Raw genomic sequence first — 15,363 nt, forward strand, 5'->3', positions numbered from 1 at the left:
CAGAACCATGCGCACGGCACGTTCACGGACTTCAGGGGAGTAGGTCGTAGTCTTTTTCATGGCCTCATCTTCTCAAGAGTTGAGGCCTCCACGAAACCCGGGGCGGTTCAAACATTCGTTGATGTGAAAATGGTTTTTTGTACATGCCCGCTAAAAAGGGTCGGTATTGTACATGGGGCAACCCTGCCTTTTGTCGTGCAGTGGATGCCTGTTTATACCGCCTATCGAGCGTGGGCTTTTTCACATGGAGAAAAGGATGACCATTTACCCGGATAACGCAGGGCTATTCTTCTACGCGACGGCGCGGGCATTAAAAAGAAAACGCCCGATAACGCGGGCGTGATCCATGAGTCTGTATTCGGTTAGCTTCGAATATGTGTTGTAGTCGTAGGGCAGGTGGAAGAGCGTTAGCCAACAAGGTTTTCGATTTTTTCCCGGTCTCGCTTCATTAACTCTATTCGAATTAAGTCTTTAATGAAGTCGATTTGATCGTCTGTGAATGTTCCCTACATCTTTTCGTAAAGTTCTTTTTCAAGATTTTCTATCGATCTGCGACTGATATCTTCCATTGGCTCCCCGCTTATAAATGCTAAAAATTCTGTTAAATATTTTTATAGTCAAGACAGCCTGGAAGTGGCTGTCGATGGCCTTTTGCCATGGCTCTGGATGGTACCTGATCCATTGAAGTCAAGCGACGGGATGCGTAAAAAAATCTTCCATCGCGAGGCAGCGGTATGGCTGTGCGATGGCTGGGCACGTAGGAGCCTTTTCTGTAGGGAAACCCAATGACCTGCCGATACCGGCGCTCTGGCTAGCGACGATGGCTACACCTTGTGCTGGCTGGAAGCAAACGCTCAGTTGCAGCAAGTATCGACAAGCACTGACGCGTACTCGCGCCGCCACCAGGCTATGGGATCAGCAGCACCCCAACTGGTATCAGTCCGATCAATTGATGAGGTAGATAACACGCGACCGCGACGCTGCCGTCTTTATACAGGATTGAGTGGAAGGCGGCTTCATGACCGCCACCCTTTCACTTCTCAAAGCTTAGAAACATCAGCCTCAACCACATCAGCCGCCGGCGCCTCAGTGCTGGTGGCCAGTTCCGTAGGAAGGGTAGAGAAGGTCACGGCATACTTGCCCAAGTCGTTTTCCTGCCGCTGGAAGTTGATCGCCACCTTGTCTCCTTTCCAGTTCATCACCTCCGTCAGATAGGAGGCCCCGGACTTCATCTTGACCCACTGGCTATTGCGCTCGGCAGGCTCACCGAAGCGTTCGGTCAGCATGTCCGTGACCAGGTGGAGGCTGTTGGCATTGCCGCTGAAGACCAGCTCGCGCACCTGTCCGTCTGCCAGGGTGGCGACGAGGTTGTAGCCTGGCGAAATGGGTAGGTAGGGCAGGCCGTGGATTTCAAAGCGGCTCGGGTCGGCGGTCGCTACCCGGCAGGGCTCGGTGGGGCGGGTTTCGTAGGTTGGGCATTCTGCGACCTGCTGCAGGAAATCGCCTTGCAAATCGACGCCCAGGAACGAACTTGGCTCCTGTGTCCAGACGCGTTCGGCCTGGCGGGAGTCTGCCCAGGCAGGGAGGGTAGCGAACAGGCTTGCCGAAGCGGCCAAAAGCAATAGAGGCCTCATGGATCCATCCTTGGGAGGAAAAAGTGGATTCAGCGCCGCAGAGTACCCGCCTGTGCAGCAGGTTAAAATGCTGCCGGAATGCCATTGCGGCGGCCTGACAATCCTGGGTAAGAGACGAGAACAGCGCGGAAAAGTTTAAGGCAATGCCTGAAACTGTGCGCTGCGTCACATTTTTTTGGCCTGTAAAGGCGATCTTTCTGGCAGGCAAAGAAAACCCGCCATCAGAGGCGGGTTGAAAGAACGTACGAAGCCTGTGCATTGTGCTCGGGATGATGTCAGAAATTCGTGAAGAGCATGTCCAGAGTCTGTCGAAATGCCGCAATGATGGGCTTGTCCACGGCTGATGCGATAGGGCGCAAAAAAGAGCCCGCCATGGGGCGGGCAAGGACGTTTGAAGGGAGAGCATCCAGGCTAGCTGGCAGGGGGTTAAGCCAGCGTTAAGCACGAGCGATTGACCTTGCGCTCGGATCGCCCTATACAGGCGGGCGCTAACCTCAGGAGCCAGGCATGCACGACGAAGACGACCTTCCCGAACCCGAGCACGATCATCTGCTCGATCATGAATTCCTCTACGACGACTTCGACCCGGAGGCCGATGCCCAAGGTGCCTTGGATGAAGCCGAGGAAGACGAAGCGCTGCGGGATGATTTCGACGATGAGGACCACCCGGCCTGGCACGACGAGGTCGACGACAATTGAGGCCTGCGATACGCAGGCCTCTTTGCAGGTAGCCTCACCGCGAGGCGCGTCTGGCCAGGCGTCAACGGCGATCGAGCGAGAAGCGTCCGGCGCCGCTCAGGGCCAGCAACAGCAGGCCGCCAACGATGCTCAGGTTCTTGAAGAACTGGGTCATGTTGGCGCTGCGCTCGGGGTCGACCATGTTCCAGAAGGGGTGGCCGAGCAGCGCCGTGCCCACCACGAACAGCGCGAACAGAAACGCCAGCGGGCGGGTATAGAAGCCCAGGATCAGCAGGATGCCGACGGCGAACTCCATGATCACGGCGATCGCCGCTGCCAGCATCGGGACGGGGGCGCCCAGCGACGTCATGTAGCCGACCGTGCCTTCGAAGCCGGTGAGCTTGCTCCAGCCGGACATGATGAACAGGATCATCAGCAGGATGCGGGCGATCAGGATGATCAGGTCGCGTTGACCTTCGAACAAGGAGTAGCGCATGGCGAGGTTCCAGTGGACGGGGACATGTTCCACTTTAGCAGCCGCTTCGATTTGCGCCGGATGGAAGAAAGGCGCCGCGAGGGCGCCTTTCGAAAGAAGATGGTGCGAGTGGCGGGACTCGAACCCGCAAGGCTGACGCCGACAGATTTTAAGTCTGCTGTGTATACCAATTCCACCACACTCGCACGCTTGAAAGGGTCGTGGCGACCGGCGCGCTTCAGGGCAGAAGGGCCTGGCAATCAAGCGCGCTTTATAACCCATCGTTATAGCCGAGTCAACCACACCGCGTCTTCCAGGCGGATATGGGCAAGGATTGGATATGTCCGTTGACACCTTGCTGTCACTGGGCCACTGTTACGTCATTGGATCCAATGAGTACGCAATCATGCCTTCGGCCACGCCGTCCTCCACCCCTGCGCGCATCGTCCGGCCGAAGCTGTTCTGGCGCTTGTTGTTCCTCCAGGTCTATCTGTTGGCGATTTTCCTCTATCTGAGCCTGATGGCCTTGGGCGGTTACCTGCTGATGCTGGGCTTCGACGAGCCGCGCCCGGAGGCGCAACGGCTGATGGCCCTCGGGGGAGGGGGCGCGATCATGCTGGTTTGCCTGTGGCTGCTGAAGGTGGCGCTGCCGCGGCGGCTCAGCCCTCAGGTGGTCGAGCGGGAAAGCTGACGAACGTCTCATGCAAACCGGGCGGTGAGCCTGCAATGGGCTTGCCGCATGATCAGGCCTGCGCGCAGCTGTCTATCCTGTATCGGTACCCATACACTACGCTCAATCAATATGTCCCCTGCGGTGCCCGTGGAGCTTGCATGGTTTCAGCCGACCGCCCCAACCAGCCGGAAATCCCCACCAACCTCTACGAACGGCTGGTCCAGTCGGTGTTGGACTACGCCATCTACATGATCGATCCCACAGGTACCGTGGTGTCCTGGAATGCCGGTGCCGAGCGGATCAAGGGCTACCGTGCCGATGAAGTGATCGGCCAGCATTTCTCATTGTTCTTCACGCCCCAGGATCGTGCCGACGGGCGTCCCGAATATTTGCTGCGCCAGGCCCTGGAGCAGGGGATGGCCCAGGATGAAGGCTGGCGGGTACGCAAGGATGGCACGCAGTTCTGGGCCCTGGCTGCGCTGGATGTGATTCGCGACGAGGCTGGGCGGATCATCGGCCTGGCCAAGGTCACCCGCGACATCACTGACCGCCGCGAATCGATGCTGCAACTCGATGCCATCCGCGTCCAGTTGTTCCAGGCGCAGAAGCTCGAGGCCCTGGGCCAGTTGACCGGCGGGCTGGCCCACGACTTCAACAACCTGCTGACCATCATCCTCAGTTCCGCCCGCCTGGCCCTGGGCAGCCAGGATTCGCAACGGGTGCAGCGCCTGCTCCAGCACATCCTCGATGCCGGCCAGCGCGGCACCCAGCTGACCCGGCAACTGCTGACCTTCGCCCGCAACCGGCAAATGAGCGTCACGCGCATCGCTCCGGCTGAACTGATCGACTCCACCCGTGGTCTTCTGGAGCATGCCCTGGCCAGTGACATCGAACTGGAGGATCGGGTGGAGCCGGACCTGCCGCTGATCGAAGTGGATGCCGGGCAGTTGCAGATGGTCCTGCTCAACCTGCTGTTCAATGCCCGCGATGCCATCGAAGGCCAGGGGCGTATCCGCCTGGAGGTGGGCTGTGTGGAGCTGGCGGGCGAGGTGGAAGGATTGCAAGGGCGTTTCGTGCGTTTCGATGTGCACGACACCGGCCAGGGCATAGCGCCAGAGGTGTTGCCGCGCATCTTCGAGCCGTTCTTCACCACCAAGGCGTTCGGCAAGGGTACCGGCCTGGGGCTCAGCCAGGCCTATGGTTTCGCCAGGCAGAGCAATGGCGCCATCTGCGTGGCCAGCCAGGTGGGCGAGGGGACGAGCATGAGCCTCTACCTGCCGGCTTGCCCAGGCGCCCCCGACCCCGATCACAACGAGTAGACAACATGGCAGAACCACTCAAGCGGCTGGCGACGGGAATCGAAGGGCTCGATACCCTGCTCAAGGGGGGGCTGGTGGCGGGCGCCTCCTATATCGTCCAAGGCCCGCCGGGAGCAGGCAAGACCATCCTGGCCAACCAGCTGGCCTGCGGCCACGTGCGGGGCGGTGGGCGGGTGCTGGTGGCGACCTTGCTCAGCGAGTCTCACGAGCGGTTGTTCCAGTACCTGTCGACCCTGGCGTTCTTCGATCCGGCGCTGGTCGGCGACCCGATCCAGTTCGTCAGTGCCTTCGACACCCTGGAGCAGGAAGGGCTCGATGCCGTGGTCAGGCTGTTGCGCCAGGAGATCGCCCGGCAGCAGGCCAGCCTGCTCATCGTCGACGGCCTGCTCAATGCAAGGGTACGGGCCGAAACCAGCCTCGACACCAAGAAGTTCGTTTCCGAGCTGCAGGGGCATGCGGCGTTCGCCGGGTGCACGGTGCTGTTGCTGACCAGTGCACGGGTGCAGGAGGGCAGCCCGGAGCACACCATGGTCGATGGGGTGATCGAGCTGGGCGAGCACCTGGTGGGCAGCCGCGCCGTGCGCCAGATCCAGCTGCGCAAGACGCGTGGCAGCGGCGCGTTGTCAGGCCTGCACGAGTGCCTGATCAGCGAGGCCGGCTTGCAGGTCTACCCGCGCCTGGAGGCCTTGTACAGCCACCCGAGCCAGATGGGGTCGGAAACCTTCAGCCGGGTCACCACTGGCATCACGGCCCTGGACGAGATGCTCGGCGGTGGCGTGGGCAAGGGTTCGGTCAGCCTGGTCATGGGGCCTTCGGGCATCGGCAAGACCTCCTTGGGGCTGGCCTTTCTCGCCGCCTCCAGTCACGAGGCGCGCGGCTTGCACTTCGGCTTCTACGAAACCCCGGCGCGGCTGCGCCTGAAGGCCACTGCGCTGGGCCATGACATTGCCATGCTGGAGCGCCAGGGCGACCTCGAGCTGTGCTGGCAGCCGACCACCGAAGGGCTGCTGGACCAGGTCGGTGCCCGCTTGCTCGAACGGGTCCAGGCGCTGGGGGCCCAGCGCGTGGTGATCGACAGCCTGGGCGCCTTCAGCCGGCTGGCGGTCGATCCGGCGCGGCTCAATGCGTTCTTCCGGGCATTGACCGGCGAGTTGCGCGCCCGCGATGTCAGCGTCCTGTTGACGTGGGAAATGCGCGATATCTTCGGCTCGGAAATCACGGCCCCGGCGCCGGACCTGTCGAGCATCGTCGACAACCTGCTGTTGATGCGCTTCGTCGAGCTGGATTCGCAACTCAGGCGCATGGTCTCGATCCTCAAGGTGCGCGACAGCCACCATGATCCGGCCCTGCACGAGCTGTGCCTGGGCCCGCAGGGCATCACCCTGCGCAAGGCCTTCGAGGGCGCCAGCGGCGTGCTTTCCGGCACGGCGGTGCCCCAAGGGGGCGACTGATGGGATAGCGCGATGAACACCATCCTGATCGTCGACGACGAGTACCTGATAGCCGACATCCTCGGGTTCGCCCTGGAGGATGAGGGGTTTCTCGTCGAGAAGGCCAGCAACGGCCGCAAGGCACTGGACGCGCTCAAGGACAAGCGGGTGGAGCTGGTGATCACCGACTACATGATGCCGGTGCTCAATGGCGAGGAGCTGGTCAGGGCGATTCGCGAGGAGTTGCAGTTGCCGGACTTGCCGGTGATTCTCATGAGTGGCGCGCAAGCCAGCCAGGGCCGCATCTGCCCGGAGCTGTTCGCCGCGGTATTCGACAAGCCCTTCGACATGGACAGGATGATCGCCAAGGTGCGCGAACTGCTGGGCACCTGAAAGGTGGCCCGCCGGGGCGGGTGGGGCGTCGGTCAAGCGCATCCGTGCGGCTCGAGACTTTAAGGAAGGTCAGTGCTGGTCGTCGTTTTTCTCCGGTGCCGGATTGCCGGCCTGGATGCGCTTGAAGATCTCTTCGCGATGGACCTGGACATCCTTTGGCGCATCGATGCCGATCCTCACTTGCATCCCTTTGACTCCCAGAATGGTGACTTTGATGTCATCGTCGATGACGATGCTTTCGCCAACCTTGCGGGTGAGTATCAGCATGTAGTTCTCCTTGGTGATGATGAAATCCGCACGGCCAGGTGCCGTGGCGGTGGGAGCTTGTCCCTCTTCCTTCTCATTAAAGACGCTTTCGGCGCAGAGTAATTCCCCTGCAGACAAATTCTGTTGCCTGTCTTTAGTCGCAGGCGCCGACCAAGGCTCGAGGCAGTCAATCGGCGAAGGTGCTCGGTGGCAAGGATAGGGTGCTTGCGTCCATATGGGAAATTTCTCTGCTTGATAGCGTAAATAGTCGGGCTCAATGATCGTTTATATGTCCAGCGCCTGCAGAAAATGCAGCGATCGAGCGCTATTGTGGCGCTGCCCATGAGCATCTTCAGGCCGGGATGGGGATCGTCGACAGCGTGCTGGTTCGCGAGCAGTGGGCCGTCGGGCATCGGCGGTGTCCATCGGCCAGTGGCTGAAACAATGGATAACGCGCGTTCGGTCGATGCTCAGCCCAACAGCGCCACCGACTTGATCTGCGCCCACAGTGCCTGGCCCGGGTGCAGGCCGAGCTGGTCCGCCGAGTAGCGGGTGATACGTGCAAGCAGGGCATTGCCGGCGGCGTCCAGGCTCACCATGACATGGGCCGGGTTGTCTGCCGGGCGGCATTCACGGACCCGTACCGGCAGCCGGTTGAGGATGCTCGAGGCGCCGTCGGCGGTAAGTGCCAGGCTGACGTCGCGGGCCTGCACCTTGAGCCTGAGGGTACTGCCCACCACCTGGGCAGGATGGGCGATGCGCAGCACAGGACCGTCGTTGCCCGGCAGGCGCAGGTCGAACAGTTCGTAGTGCGGGTCATGGCCGACGACCACGCCTTCGAGCACCACGCCGGCATCCTCGCCTTGGGCCAGGGTCTGGCCGATCGGCCCGCTGGCCGTGGCCTGGCCCTGTTCCAGCAGTACCAGGTGGTCGGCCAGGCGGGCGACCTCGTCCTGGGCATGGCTGACGTACACCAGGGGGATGTCCAGTTCGTCGTGCAGGCGTTCCAGGTAAGGCAGGATCTCGCGTTTGCGGGGAGCATCGAGGGCGGCCAGGGGTTCGTCCATCAGCAGCAGCCGAGGGCTGCTGAGCAGCGCCCGGGCAATGCCGACCCGCTGCGCCTCGCCCCCGGAGAGGGTGGCCGGCCTGCGCTCGAGCAAGTGGCCGATCCCCAGCAGCTCGCAGGCCTGCTCCAGGCTGACCTTGCGTTCATGGGGCGCGATCCGCCGCCAGCCGAAGGTCAGGTTGCCACGCACCGACAGGTGCGGGAACAGGCTGGCCTCCTGGAACACATAGCCCACCGGGCGCCTGTGTGGTGCCAGGAAATAGCCGCAGGCGCTGTCTTCCCAGACCTCGCCGTTGACTTCGATGTAGGCGCTGGCGGCACGCTCCAGCCCGGCCAGGCAGCGCAGGCAGGAGGTCTTGCCCGAGCCCGAATGGCCGAACAGCGCACTGATCCCGCGGCCAGGCAGGTGCAGGTCGACATCCAGGGTGAAATCGCCGCGCGCCAGCTTCAGTCGCGCCAGTATCGATGAAGGCATGTCAGCTCCAGCCAGCCTTCCCGCGGCGGCCAGCATAGAGCACGAGCAACACCAGGAAGGAGAACACCAGCATGGCGCCGGCCAGCCAGTGTGCTTGCGGATAGGCCATGGCCTCGACGTGATCGAAGATCTGCACCGAGACCACGCGGGTCTTGTCGGGGATGTTGCCACCGATCATCAACACCACGCCGAACTCCCCCACGGTGTGGGCGAAGCCCAGGATACTGGCGGTGACGAAGCCCGGTCGGGCCAGCGGCAGCACCACGTGAACGAAGGTGTCCCAGGGGCTGGCGCGCAGGGTGGCGGCCACCTCCAGTGGACGCTGGCCGATGGCGCCGAAGGCGTTCTGCAGGGGTTGCACCACGAACGGCATGGAGTAGACCACCGAGCCGATCACCAGCCCCGTGAAACTGAACACCACGCTGCCCAGGCCCATGGCCTGGGTGGCCTGGCCGATCCAGCCATGGGGGCCGAGGGCGATCAGCAGGTAGAAGCCGATCACCGTCGGCGGCAGCACCAGCGGCAGGGCTACCACCGCACCGATCGGCCCGCGCAGCCAGGAGCGCGTGCGGGCCAGCCACCAGGCGATGGGCGTGCCCACTATCAGCAGGATCAGGGTGGTCAGGCTGGCCAGCTTGATGGTCAGCCAGATCGCGCCCAGGTCACTGGCGTCCAGTGGCATCAGATTTCATAGCCGTAGGACTTGATCAGCGCGGCCGCTTTCGGGCCCTTGAGGTAGTCGACCAGAGCCTTGGCGGCCGGGTTGTCCTTGCCCTTGTCGAGGATCACGGCATCCTGGCGGATCGGCTCGTGCAGCTCGGCGGGGACGATCCAGGCCGAACCGCTCTGGACCTTGCCATCCTTGTAGATCTGCGACAGGGCGACGAAGCCCAGCTCGGCATTGCCGGTGGAGACGAACTGGAAGGCCTGGGTGATGTTCTGGCCTTCGACCAGCTTGGCCTTGGTGGCTTCGGTCAGTTGCAGCTTGTCCAGCACCTGGGTGGCCGCCAGGCCGTAGGGTGCGGTCTTGGGGTTGGCGATGGACAGGTGGCGGTATTCGTTTTTCTTCAGGACCTCGCCCTTGTCGTCGACATAGCCGGGCTTGGCCGACCACAGGGCCAGAGTGCCGATGGCATAGGTGAAGCGCGAGCCTGGGACGATCTGTTTTTCCTGTTCCAGCTTGGCGGGTGTGGTGTCGTCGGCGGCGAGGAATACCTCGAACGGTGCGCCGTTCTTGATCTGTGCGTAGAACTGGCCAGTGGCGCCGTAGGCGGCGACCAGCTTGTGGCCGGTGTCTTTCTCGAAGTCCTTGGCGATGGCCTGGATGGGCGCGGTGAAGTTCGCCGCGACCGCCACCTGGACTTCATCGGCCCAGGCGCTGTTGAGGGAGACCAGGCTGGCCAGGGCACTGGCGGCCAGGTGGAACAGGCGGATACGCATGGGGACAGCTCCTTGGGATGGTTTTCGTTATGTGGCGGAATATATAGCGATAAGCCATCCATCGGGAAGGGGCGGGCAGGGGATTTGTGGGTAGTACGGGCCCCATTCGCGAGCAAGCCCACAGGGGGCGGTGCCCACGAATCATGTGCCCGGCAGAGGGCTTTGGGGCGCGAGCGGCCTCACATGGCAGTGCTCAGCGCCCCATCTGTTCCAGCGCCTTGTCAGCCATCTCCCGGGTCAACTCGCCAGCCGACCGCTGTCGCCCCAGGCGCAGCGCCTGGCCCGCCCACAGGTTGCTGAAGTCGCTGTTGCCCTGCGGGTCGCGAATCGCCCGCAATGGCATCAGCGCCCCTCCAGCCAGGGGGAAGTGCGGTGCCAGTGGGCTCATCGGCCCCAGCTCACGCATGATGCGGTTGTTGATGCCCCGGGCAGGACGGCCGGTGAACAGGTTGGTCAGCGCCGTGTCGCTGGCCGGCGCGCTGTCCAGGGCGCGGCGGTGCGCCGGCGACACCTTGGCCTGCGGGCAGAACAGGTACGCGGTGCCGACCTGCACCGCCGAGGCGCCGAGCGCCAGGGCGGCGACCAGGCCACGGTGGTCGCCGATACCGCCGGCGGCGATCACCGGCAGGCGCACCGCGTCCACCACCTGGGGCACCAGGGCGAAGGTGCCGATCTGGCTGGTGATGTCGTCGCTGAGGAACATGCCGCGGTGGCCGCCGGCTTCATAACCCATGGCGATGATCGCATCGCAGCCGTTGGCCTCCAGCCATACCGCTTCCTCTACCGTGGTGGCGCTGGACAGCACCTTGGCGCCGCTGGCCTTGACCCGTTGCAGCAGGTCGGCGCGGGGCAGGCCGAAATGGAAACTCACCACCTCCGGGCGCAGTTGCTCCACCAGCTGGCAGCTCTGCTCATCGAAGGGCGCGCGGTTGGATACCGGGGTCGGGGCGTCGAAGTCGGCGCCCACCTCCTCGTAGTACGGCTTGAGCGCCTGCTTCCAGCGTGCCTCGCGCTCGGCATCGGGCGCTGGCGGCTGGTGGCAGAAGAAATTCAGGTTGAGCGGGCCCTGGCAACTGGCGCGGAAGGCCTCGATCTCGCCACGCACCTGCTCGGCAGAGAGCATGGCACAGGGCAGGGCGCCCAGCCCGCCGGCATTGCCCACGGCGATGGCCATGGCCGAGCCGGTGGCGCCGGCCATGGGGGCCTGCAGGATGGGCAGTTGGATGCCCAGCAAATCGAGGATACGGCGGTCTGGCCAGGTGCTCATGCGCTACTCCTGTCAAAGGGGGTTGCCGGTCAAAGGGCCTTGCTGACCTGGATGTCGCTGATCTTCTCGGCGTCCTCGCCGTGGATCTTGCGCAGCGCTTCCAGGGCCTGCTCGTGGGAGGCGTCGGGCATCACGGCGAAGTCCCAGCGGCGCTCGCCGTCGAGCTTGTACTTGATGACGTATTTGATGGTCTGGGTCATGGCGGGCCTTATCCGAGTTTCGACGACGAGCGACGGATGATCTTGATCTTGTGGGTGAAGGTCGGCTTGCGCGTCACCGAGATCGGCCGTGGGCTCACGGTATCGATGGTGATGTTCCAGAAACCGGTGCTGGGCACGGTGATCTTGGCCGGGAAGCGCACGAAGTGGCCACCATGGTAGGTGTGCCGGCCGCCATTCTTGAAACTGCGGAAGTTGGCGTCGTTCATCAGGCGGATGTTGCAGCGCTGGGAACACTCGATGACGACCACGTCGTCCTCGTTGAGGTGCTCGCGCTGGTGTACGAATTTCATGTGATGCTCCGCAAGGGTCGGTTTTGCAAAGACAAAAGATACCACGATGTCGGGGTGCGCTTGCGCCTGCCATGGCCGGCACGGGGATAAATCCGCCAAAGCCGGGAGCAAATCGGCCCGGCCGTTGTCCAACGGTTCCTGTGTGATGTCTGTGTGATGCAAGGGGTAGATCGAATGAAGTGGGTGGTGGCGGCGGTGTCGTTGGCGTTGGGTGGTTGTGTCAGCGTTTCGGAGCTGGAGCAGTCGAGGGAAACGCTCGACGTGATTTCCGGAAAGACACCGCGTGAGTATGCCGATTGCGTCAAGTCCAGGCTGGCCGACAGCCGTGATCCGTTGGTGGAGGAGCCGCGTGGCGACGGCCTGCGCCTGATCGTGCCGCAGAAGCTGGCCGCTGGTGCCGGCCCTGCGGCACTGGTGGATATCGACAAACGCGGCAGCGGCAGCAGCATCAAGCTGCACGAGCGGCTGAACAACTTCCCCCTGCGCCTGGGTGACGTGCGTACTGCGGCTACCCAGTGCATCTCCGGTTCTTGATCCAGCTCAGCAAATGAGCGATTAGCAGGCGGACTGCCATTCTCCTTGTCCGGTGGGCGTTGTTCCCCACCGGCGATAGGCCTACTATTTTCAGGCTTATATCGTTTAAGCCTAAGCTTATAACAAGGAAATGGAGCGTCCCGTGATGAACCCGTTGAGTCGTGTCGTGATCGGCAGCCTGCTGATCCTGGCCTGGCCTTCGGCGCATGCCGTCGATGGCCAGAAAGTCTTCACCCAGGGCGGGCAGAACCCCGCCGCCATGGCCTGCCTGGGCTGCCATGGCCCGGATGGCAAGGGCATCGCCGCCGCCGGCTTCCCGCGCCTGGCCGGCCTGCCGGCTGGATACCTGAGCAAGCAACTGGATGATTTCCGCGCGGGCAGCCGCAAGCAGGCGGTCATGGAGCCGCTTGCCAAGGCATTGAGCGATGAGGAAATCAAGGCTGTCAGCGCCTACCTGGCCAGTATGCCGGCCGACCCCGCACCTGACCTGCGCCGCCAGCAGATGGCCACGGACCCTGTGTCCAGGCTGGCGCTGTACGGCGACTGGAGCCGGCAGATACCCGGCTGTGTGCAGTGCCACGGCCCAGGCGGCAGCGGTGTTGGCGAACACTTCCCGCCGCTGGCCGGGCAGCCGGCCGCCTACCTGGTGGCGCAACTCGACGCCTGGCGCGACGGCAGCCGTCGCAACGACCCCAATCAGTTGATGGTCGGCGTGGCCAAGGCCATGACCGACGAGGAGGTCAAGGCGATCGCCGCGTTCTTCGCCCAGCCCGCCAGCCAGGAGGTCAAGCCATGAAACCGATGCTTCCAGCCCTGTTGCTGATTGCCCTGGGCAGCGCCCAGGCGGCGCCCATCGCGATGGAGGACCAGTCCCAGCTCAAGGTGCCCGGCAGCCAGGCGGCCCCGGTGTTCACCCCGCCGGCGGAGAGCGACCTGCCCGACAACGCCTTCGGCCAGATGGTCCGCGAGGGCCATGCGCTGTTCGTCGATACCCGTCGGCTGATGCCCGAGGCGGTGGGCAACGGCATGAACTGCAGCAACTGCCACCTCGACCAGGGGCGCCTGGCCCATTCCGCGCCGCTGTGGGGCGCCTACCCGATGTACCCGGCCTATCGCAAGAAGAACGACAAGGTCAACACCTACGCCGAGCGTATCCAGGGCTGCTTCCAGTTCAGCATGAACGGCACGCCGCCGGCCGCCGACAGCCCGCAGATGACCGCCCTCAGCGTGTACTCCTACTGGCTGGCGACCAAGGCAGCCACCGGCGTGGAGAGCCCGGGCCGTGGTTACCCCGAAGTGCCACAGCCCAAGGGGGGCTATGACTTCACCCGGGGCCAGCAGGTCTACCGTGAGCAGTGTGCGATCTGTCACGGCGACCAGGGCGAGGGGCAGAAGGTGGCCGGTGAATACGTGATGCCGCCGTTGTGGGGCAAGGACTCCTACAACTGGGGCGCCGGCATGCACCGGATCAACACCGCGGCGTCCTTCATCAAGCACAACATGCCCCTGGGGCGGCCTGGCAGCCTGAGCGACCAGCAGGCCTGGGACGTGGCGGCCTGGATCAATCGCCATGAGCGGCCCCAGGATCCGCGTCTGGTGGAAGGCTCGATCGAGAAGACGCGGCTGAAGTTCCATGCCAACGACGGGGTCAACCTGTACGGGCAGAAGGTCGATGGCGTGCTGGTCGGGCAGGGGACTGGCGGCTGATCGTGGCAACGGGGCTGCTTTGCAGCCCTGGATGTCTGGGTGGTGTTCCCTACCGTTGTCACATCCCCGCCCCCAGGTTGTCACAGCCCTGCAATGGCGCCTGGGGTGCAATGGCTGCAATCTTCGCAAGGGAGCGTGGCCATGGAACTCTGTGTGATCGGGGCGGGGTATGTGGGGCTGGTCACGGCGGCGTGCTTCGCCGAAATGGGCAACCGCGTGGTCTGCCTGGAGCGCGATCCGGCGCGCCTGGCACAGTTGCGCCAGGGCCAGTGCCCGATCTACGAGCCCGGCCTGCACGCCTTGCTGCAGGCCGGGCTGCGCGCTGGCCTGCTGAGTTTCACCGAGCAGTGGGAGTTGGCCTTGGCCAAGGTCGACGTGGTGTTCATCGCTGTCGGCACACCGAGCCAGGAAGATGGTTCGGCGGATCTGCAGCATGTGCTGGCGGTGGCCGACAGCCTCGCTCGCCACCTCACCCGGCCGTGCCTGGTGGTGAACAAGTCGACCGTCCCCGTGGGCACCGCCGAGCGGGTGGGCCAGCGCATCGCCAGCGGCCTGCGCGAGCGCGGCGCACGCTTTGCCGTGGAGGTCGCGAGCAACCCGGAGTTCCTCAAGGAAGGCAGCGCCGTCGACGACTTTATGCGCCCGGACCGCATCATCATCGGCAGCGACAGCGAGCAGGCCAGCCAGTGCTTGCAGCGGCTCTACGCACCCTTCGTGCGTAACCGCGAGCGGGTGCTGGTGATGTCGCTGCGGGCCGCGGAATTCAGCAAGTACGCCGCCAATGCCTTCCTCGCCGCCAGGATCTCCCTGGTCAACGAACTGGCCGGGCTCTGCGCGCGCCTGGACGTGGACATCGAGCAGGTACGCCGGGGTATCGGCAGCGACCGGCGCATCGGCAGCCACTTCATCTATGCCGGCTGCGGCTACGGTGGTTCGTGCTTCCCCAAGGACGTGCGGGCATTGATCCACTGCGCCGAGCAGGCCGGCTACCCGCCTGACATCCTGCGTGCCGTGCAGGCGCGCAACGATGTGCAGAAGACCATGCTGTTCCAGGCCCTGCGGCAGCACTTCGGTGGTTTTTTGCGCGGGCGCAACGTGGCGATCTGGGGGCTGGCCTTCAAGCCGGGGACCGACGACCTGCGCGAGGCGCCCGGCCTGGTGCTGCTGGATGCCCTGCTGGCAGCAGGCGTACAGGTCCAGGCCTGCGACCCGGCGGCGCTGCCAGGGGGCGCCGCGCGCTACCCGCAGGCCCTGGCCTCGGGCCAACTGCACCTGACGCACGACCCCTATGCCTGTGTCGAAGGCGCCGACGCCCTGGTACTGGTGACCGAGTGGAAGCAGTTCCGCCAGCCGGACTTCCCGCGTGTGCGTGGCCTGATGCGCATGCCGGTGCTGTTCGATGGGCGCAATATTTACGATCCCTCGGAACTATCTACACTGGGTTACCTCTATCATGGCATCGGTCGGCCACGGGCGGGGCATTGTAAGGTGACTGCCGCCTGATTAGACTGCGCC

At 63.8% G+C, this 15,363-nt stretch carries 19 protein-coding genes and 1 tRNA gene; 10 read left to right on the forward strand and 10 right to left on the reverse strand.

From position 1 onward, the window contains the following. Positions 1–276 (forward strand): hypothetical protein (locus tag NJF35_RS20420; RefSeq protein ID WP_253091421.1); only part of this gene is annotated, 276 nt, incomplete at its 5' end. A 764-nt stretch (positions 277–1,040) separates the two neighbouring features. On the opposite strand, the gene NJF35_RS20425 is transcribed toward NJF35_RS20420, so the two are convergent. Continuing rightward, a complete protein-coding gene (locus tag NJF35_RS20425) occupies positions 1,041–1,634 on the reverse strand; it encodes a hypothetical protein (RefSeq protein ID WP_253091422.1) in 594 nt (197 codons plus the stop codon). A 507-nt stretch (positions 1,635–2,141) separates the two neighbouring features. Here NJF35_RS20425 and NJF35_RS20430 point away from each other — a divergent pair. Further along, on the forward strand, positions 2,142–2,333 hold the full coding sequence (locus NJF35_RS20430) for a hypothetical protein (RefSeq protein ID WP_225790751.1): 192 nt from the start codon (positions 2,142–2,144) through the stop codon (positions 2,331–2,333). A gap of 61 nt (positions 2,334–2,394) precedes the next feature. Here NJF35_RS20430 and NJF35_RS20435 read toward each other — a convergent pair whose 3' ends face one another. Beyond that, on the reverse strand, positions 2,395–2,808 hold the full coding sequence (locus NJF35_RS20435) for a DoxX family protein (RefSeq protein ID WP_225790750.1): 414 nt from the start codon (positions 2,806–2,808) through the stop codon (positions 2,395–2,397). Between the two features lie 100 nt (positions 2,809–2,908). Next, a tRNA-Leu gene (locus tag NJF35_RS20440) sits at positions 2,909–2,993 on the reverse strand. Between the two features lie 200 nt (positions 2,994–3,193). Between NJF35_RS20440 and NJF35_RS20445 the strand changes: the two genes are divergently transcribed. The 4 genes from NJF35_RS20445 (at position 3,194) to NJF35_RS20460 (ending at position 6,602) form a co-directional block, all read left to right on the forward strand. Further along, positions 3,194–3,478 (forward strand): hypothetical protein, encoded by a 285-nt coding sequence (locus NJF35_RS20445; protein WP_225790777.1) that lies wholly within the window; start codon positions 3,194–3,196, stop codon positions 3,476–3,478. Positions 3,479–3,618: 140 nt separating this feature from the next. Next, positions 3,619–4,779, forward strand: a complete 1,161-nt coding sequence (locus tag NJF35_RS20450) for a two-component system sensor histidine kinase NtrB (RefSeq protein WP_225790749.1) — start codon at positions 3,619–3,621, stop codon at positions 4,777–4,779. Positions 4,780–4,784: 5 nt separating this feature from the next. Further along, positions 4,785–6,230: an ATPase domain-containing protein gene (locus NJF35_RS20455; RefSeq protein WP_253091423.1), complete on the forward strand. Its 1,446-nt coding sequence runs from the start codon at positions 4,785–4,787 to the stop codon at positions 6,228–6,230. A gap of 12 nt (positions 6,231–6,242) precedes the next feature. Then, positions 6,243–6,602, forward strand: coding sequence for a response regulator (locus NJF35_RS20460; protein WP_225790747.1), 360 nt, complete (start codon positions 6,243–6,245; stop codon positions 6,600–6,602). A 69-nt stretch (positions 6,603–6,671) separates the two neighbouring features. Here the strand turns inward: NJF35_RS20460 and csrA are convergent, their stop codons facing one another. The 7 genes from csrA to NJF35_RS20495 form a co-directional block, all read right to left on the reverse strand. Next, a complete protein-coding gene (gene csrA / locus NJF35_RS20465; protein ID WP_043211735.1) occupies positions 6,672–6,869 on the reverse strand; it encodes a carbon storage regulator CsrA in 198 nt (65 codons plus the stop codon). Between the two features lie 449 nt (positions 6,870–7,318). Then, positions 7,319–8,389: a molybdenum ABC transporter ATP-binding protein gene (gene modC / locus NJF35_RS20470; protein WP_253091424.1), complete on the reverse strand. Its 1,071-nt coding sequence runs from the start codon at positions 8,387–8,389 to the stop codon at positions 7,319–7,321. Between the two features lies 1 nt (position 8,390). Continuing rightward, positions 8,391–9,071, reverse strand: coding sequence for a molybdate ABC transporter permease subunit (modB, locus tag NJF35_RS20475; protein WP_253081187.1), 681 nt, complete (start codon positions 9,069–9,071; stop codon positions 8,391–8,393). Continuing rightward, positions 9,071–9,829: a molybdate ABC transporter substrate-binding protein gene (gene modA / locus NJF35_RS20480; RefSeq protein ID WP_225790744.1), complete on the reverse strand. Its 759-nt coding sequence runs from the start codon at positions 9,827–9,829 to the stop codon at positions 9,071–9,073. Before modA ends, modB begins: the two co-directional genes overlap by 1 nt. Before the next feature lie 193 nt (positions 9,830–10,022). Further along, positions 10,023–11,096, reverse strand: a complete 1,074-nt coding sequence (locus NJF35_RS20485) for an NAD(P)H-dependent flavin oxidoreductase (protein ID WP_253091425.1) — start codon at positions 11,094–11,096, stop codon at positions 10,023–10,025. Between the two features lie 29 nt (positions 11,097–11,125). Next, complete coding sequence (locus tag NJF35_RS20490) at positions 11,126–11,296, reverse strand: hypothetical protein (RefSeq protein ID WP_225790742.1); 171 nt, start codon at positions 11,294–11,296, stop codon at positions 11,126–11,128. 8 nt (positions 11,297–11,304) lie between these two features. Next, positions 11,305–11,607, reverse strand: coding sequence for a DUF1883 domain-containing protein (locus NJF35_RS20495; RefSeq protein ID WP_225790741.1), 303 nt, complete (start codon positions 11,605–11,607; stop codon positions 11,305–11,307). Positions 11,608–11,781: 174 nt separating this feature from the next. On the opposite strand from NJF35_RS20495, the gene NJF35_RS20500 reads away from it, so the two are divergent. The 4 genes from NJF35_RS20500 to NJF35_RS20515 all read left to right on the forward strand — a co-directional run bounded on the left by NJF35_RS20500 (position 11,782) and on the right by NJF35_RS20515 (position 15,351). Then, positions 11,782–12,141, forward strand: a complete 360-nt coding sequence (locus tag NJF35_RS20500) for a hypothetical protein (RefSeq protein ID WP_225790740.1) — start codon at positions 11,782–11,784, stop codon at positions 12,139–12,141. A gap of 145 nt (positions 12,142–12,286) precedes the next feature. Continuing rightward, positions 12,287–12,937, forward strand: coding sequence for a c-type cytochrome (locus NJF35_RS20505; protein ID WP_225790739.1), 651 nt, complete (start codon positions 12,287–12,289; stop codon positions 12,935–12,937). After that, positions 12,934–13,848, forward strand: a complete 915-nt coding sequence (locus NJF35_RS20510) for a c-type cytochrome (protein ID WP_225790738.1) — start codon at positions 12,934–12,936, stop codon at positions 13,846–13,848. The genes NJF35_RS20505 and NJF35_RS20510 overlap by 4 nt, the downstream gene beginning before the upstream one ends. Before the next feature lie 141 nt (positions 13,849–13,989). Continuing rightward, on the forward strand, positions 13,990–15,351 hold the full coding sequence (locus NJF35_RS20515; RefSeq protein WP_253091426.1) for a UDP-glucose dehydrogenase family protein: 1,362 nt from the start codon (positions 13,990–13,992) through the stop codon (positions 15,349–15,351). Positions 15,352–15,363: the final 12 nt, after the last annotated feature.

Source organism: Pseudomonas guariconensis (assembly GCF_024127895.1).
GTDB lineage: Bacteria > Pseudomonadota > Gammaproteobacteria > Pseudomonadales > Pseudomonadaceae > Aquipseudomonas > Aquipseudomonas guariconensis_B.

Coding starts and splice junctions, on each gene's coding strand:
- NJF35_RS20495 (WP_225790741.1), bottom strand. CDS start 11,607: ATGAAATTCGTACACCAGCGCGAGCACCTCAACGAGGACGACGTGGTC.
- NJF35_RS20435 (WP_225790750.1), bottom strand. CDS start 2,808: ATGCGCTACTCCTTGTTCGAAGGTCAACGCGACCTGATCATCCTGATC.
- NJF35_RS20450 (WP_225790749.1), top strand. CDS start 3,619: ATGGTTTCAGCCGACCGCCCCAACCAGCCGGAAATCCCCACCAACCTC.
- NJF35_RS20430 (WP_225790751.1), top strand. CDS start 2,142: ATGCACGACGAAGACGACCTTCCCGAACCCGAGCACGATCATCTGCTC.
- csrA (WP_043211735.1), bottom strand. CDS start 6,869: ATGCTGATACTCACCCGCAAGGTTGGCGAAAGCATCGTCATCGACGAT.
- NJF35_RS20515 (WP_253091426.1), top strand. CDS start 13,990: ATGGAACTCTGTGTGATCGGGGCGGGGTATGTGGGGCTGGTCACGGCG.
- NJF35_RS20455 (WP_253091423.1), top strand. CDS start 4,785: ATGGCAGAACCACTCAAGCGGCTGGCGACGGGAATCGAAGGGCTCGAT.
- modC (WP_253091424.1), bottom strand. CDS start 8,389: ATGCCTTCATCGATACTGGCGCGACTGAAGCTGGCGCGCGGCGATTTC.
- NJF35_RS20505 (WP_225790739.1), top strand. CDS start 12,287: ATGAACCCGTTGAGTCGTGTCGTGATCGGCAGCCTGCTGATCCTGGCC.
- NJF35_RS20490 (WP_225790742.1), bottom strand. CDS start 11,296: ATGACCCAGACCATCAAATACGTCATCAAGTACAAGCTCGACGGCGAG.
- modA (WP_225790744.1), bottom strand. CDS start 9,829: ATGCGTATCCGCCTGTTCCACCTGGCCGCCAGTGCCCTGGCCAGCCTG.
- NJF35_RS20500 (WP_225790740.1), top strand. CDS start 11,782: ATGAAGTGGGTGGTGGCGGCGGTGTCGTTGGCGTTGGGTGGTTGTGTC.
- NJF35_RS20510 (WP_225790738.1), top strand. CDS start 12,934: ATGAAACCGATGCTTCCAGCCCTGTTGCTGATTGCCCTGGGCAGCGCC.
- NJF35_RS20485 (WP_253091425.1), bottom strand. CDS start 11,096: ATGAGCACCTGGCCAGACCGCCGTATCCTCGATTTGCTGGGCATCCAA.
- NJF35_RS20460 (WP_225790747.1), top strand. CDS start 6,243: ATGAACACCATCCTGATCGTCGACGACGAGTACCTGATAGCCGACATC.
- NJF35_RS20445 (WP_225790777.1), top strand. CDS start 3,194: ATGCCTTCGGCCACGCCGTCCTCCACCCCTGCGCGCATCGTCCGGCCG.
- NJF35_RS20425 (WP_253091422.1), bottom strand. CDS start 1,634: ATGAGGCCTCTATTGCTTTTGGCCGCTTCGGCAAGCCTGTTCGCTACC.
- modB (WP_253081187.1), bottom strand. CDS start 9,071: ATGCCACTGGACGCCAGTGACCTGGGCGCGATCTGGCTGACCATCAAG.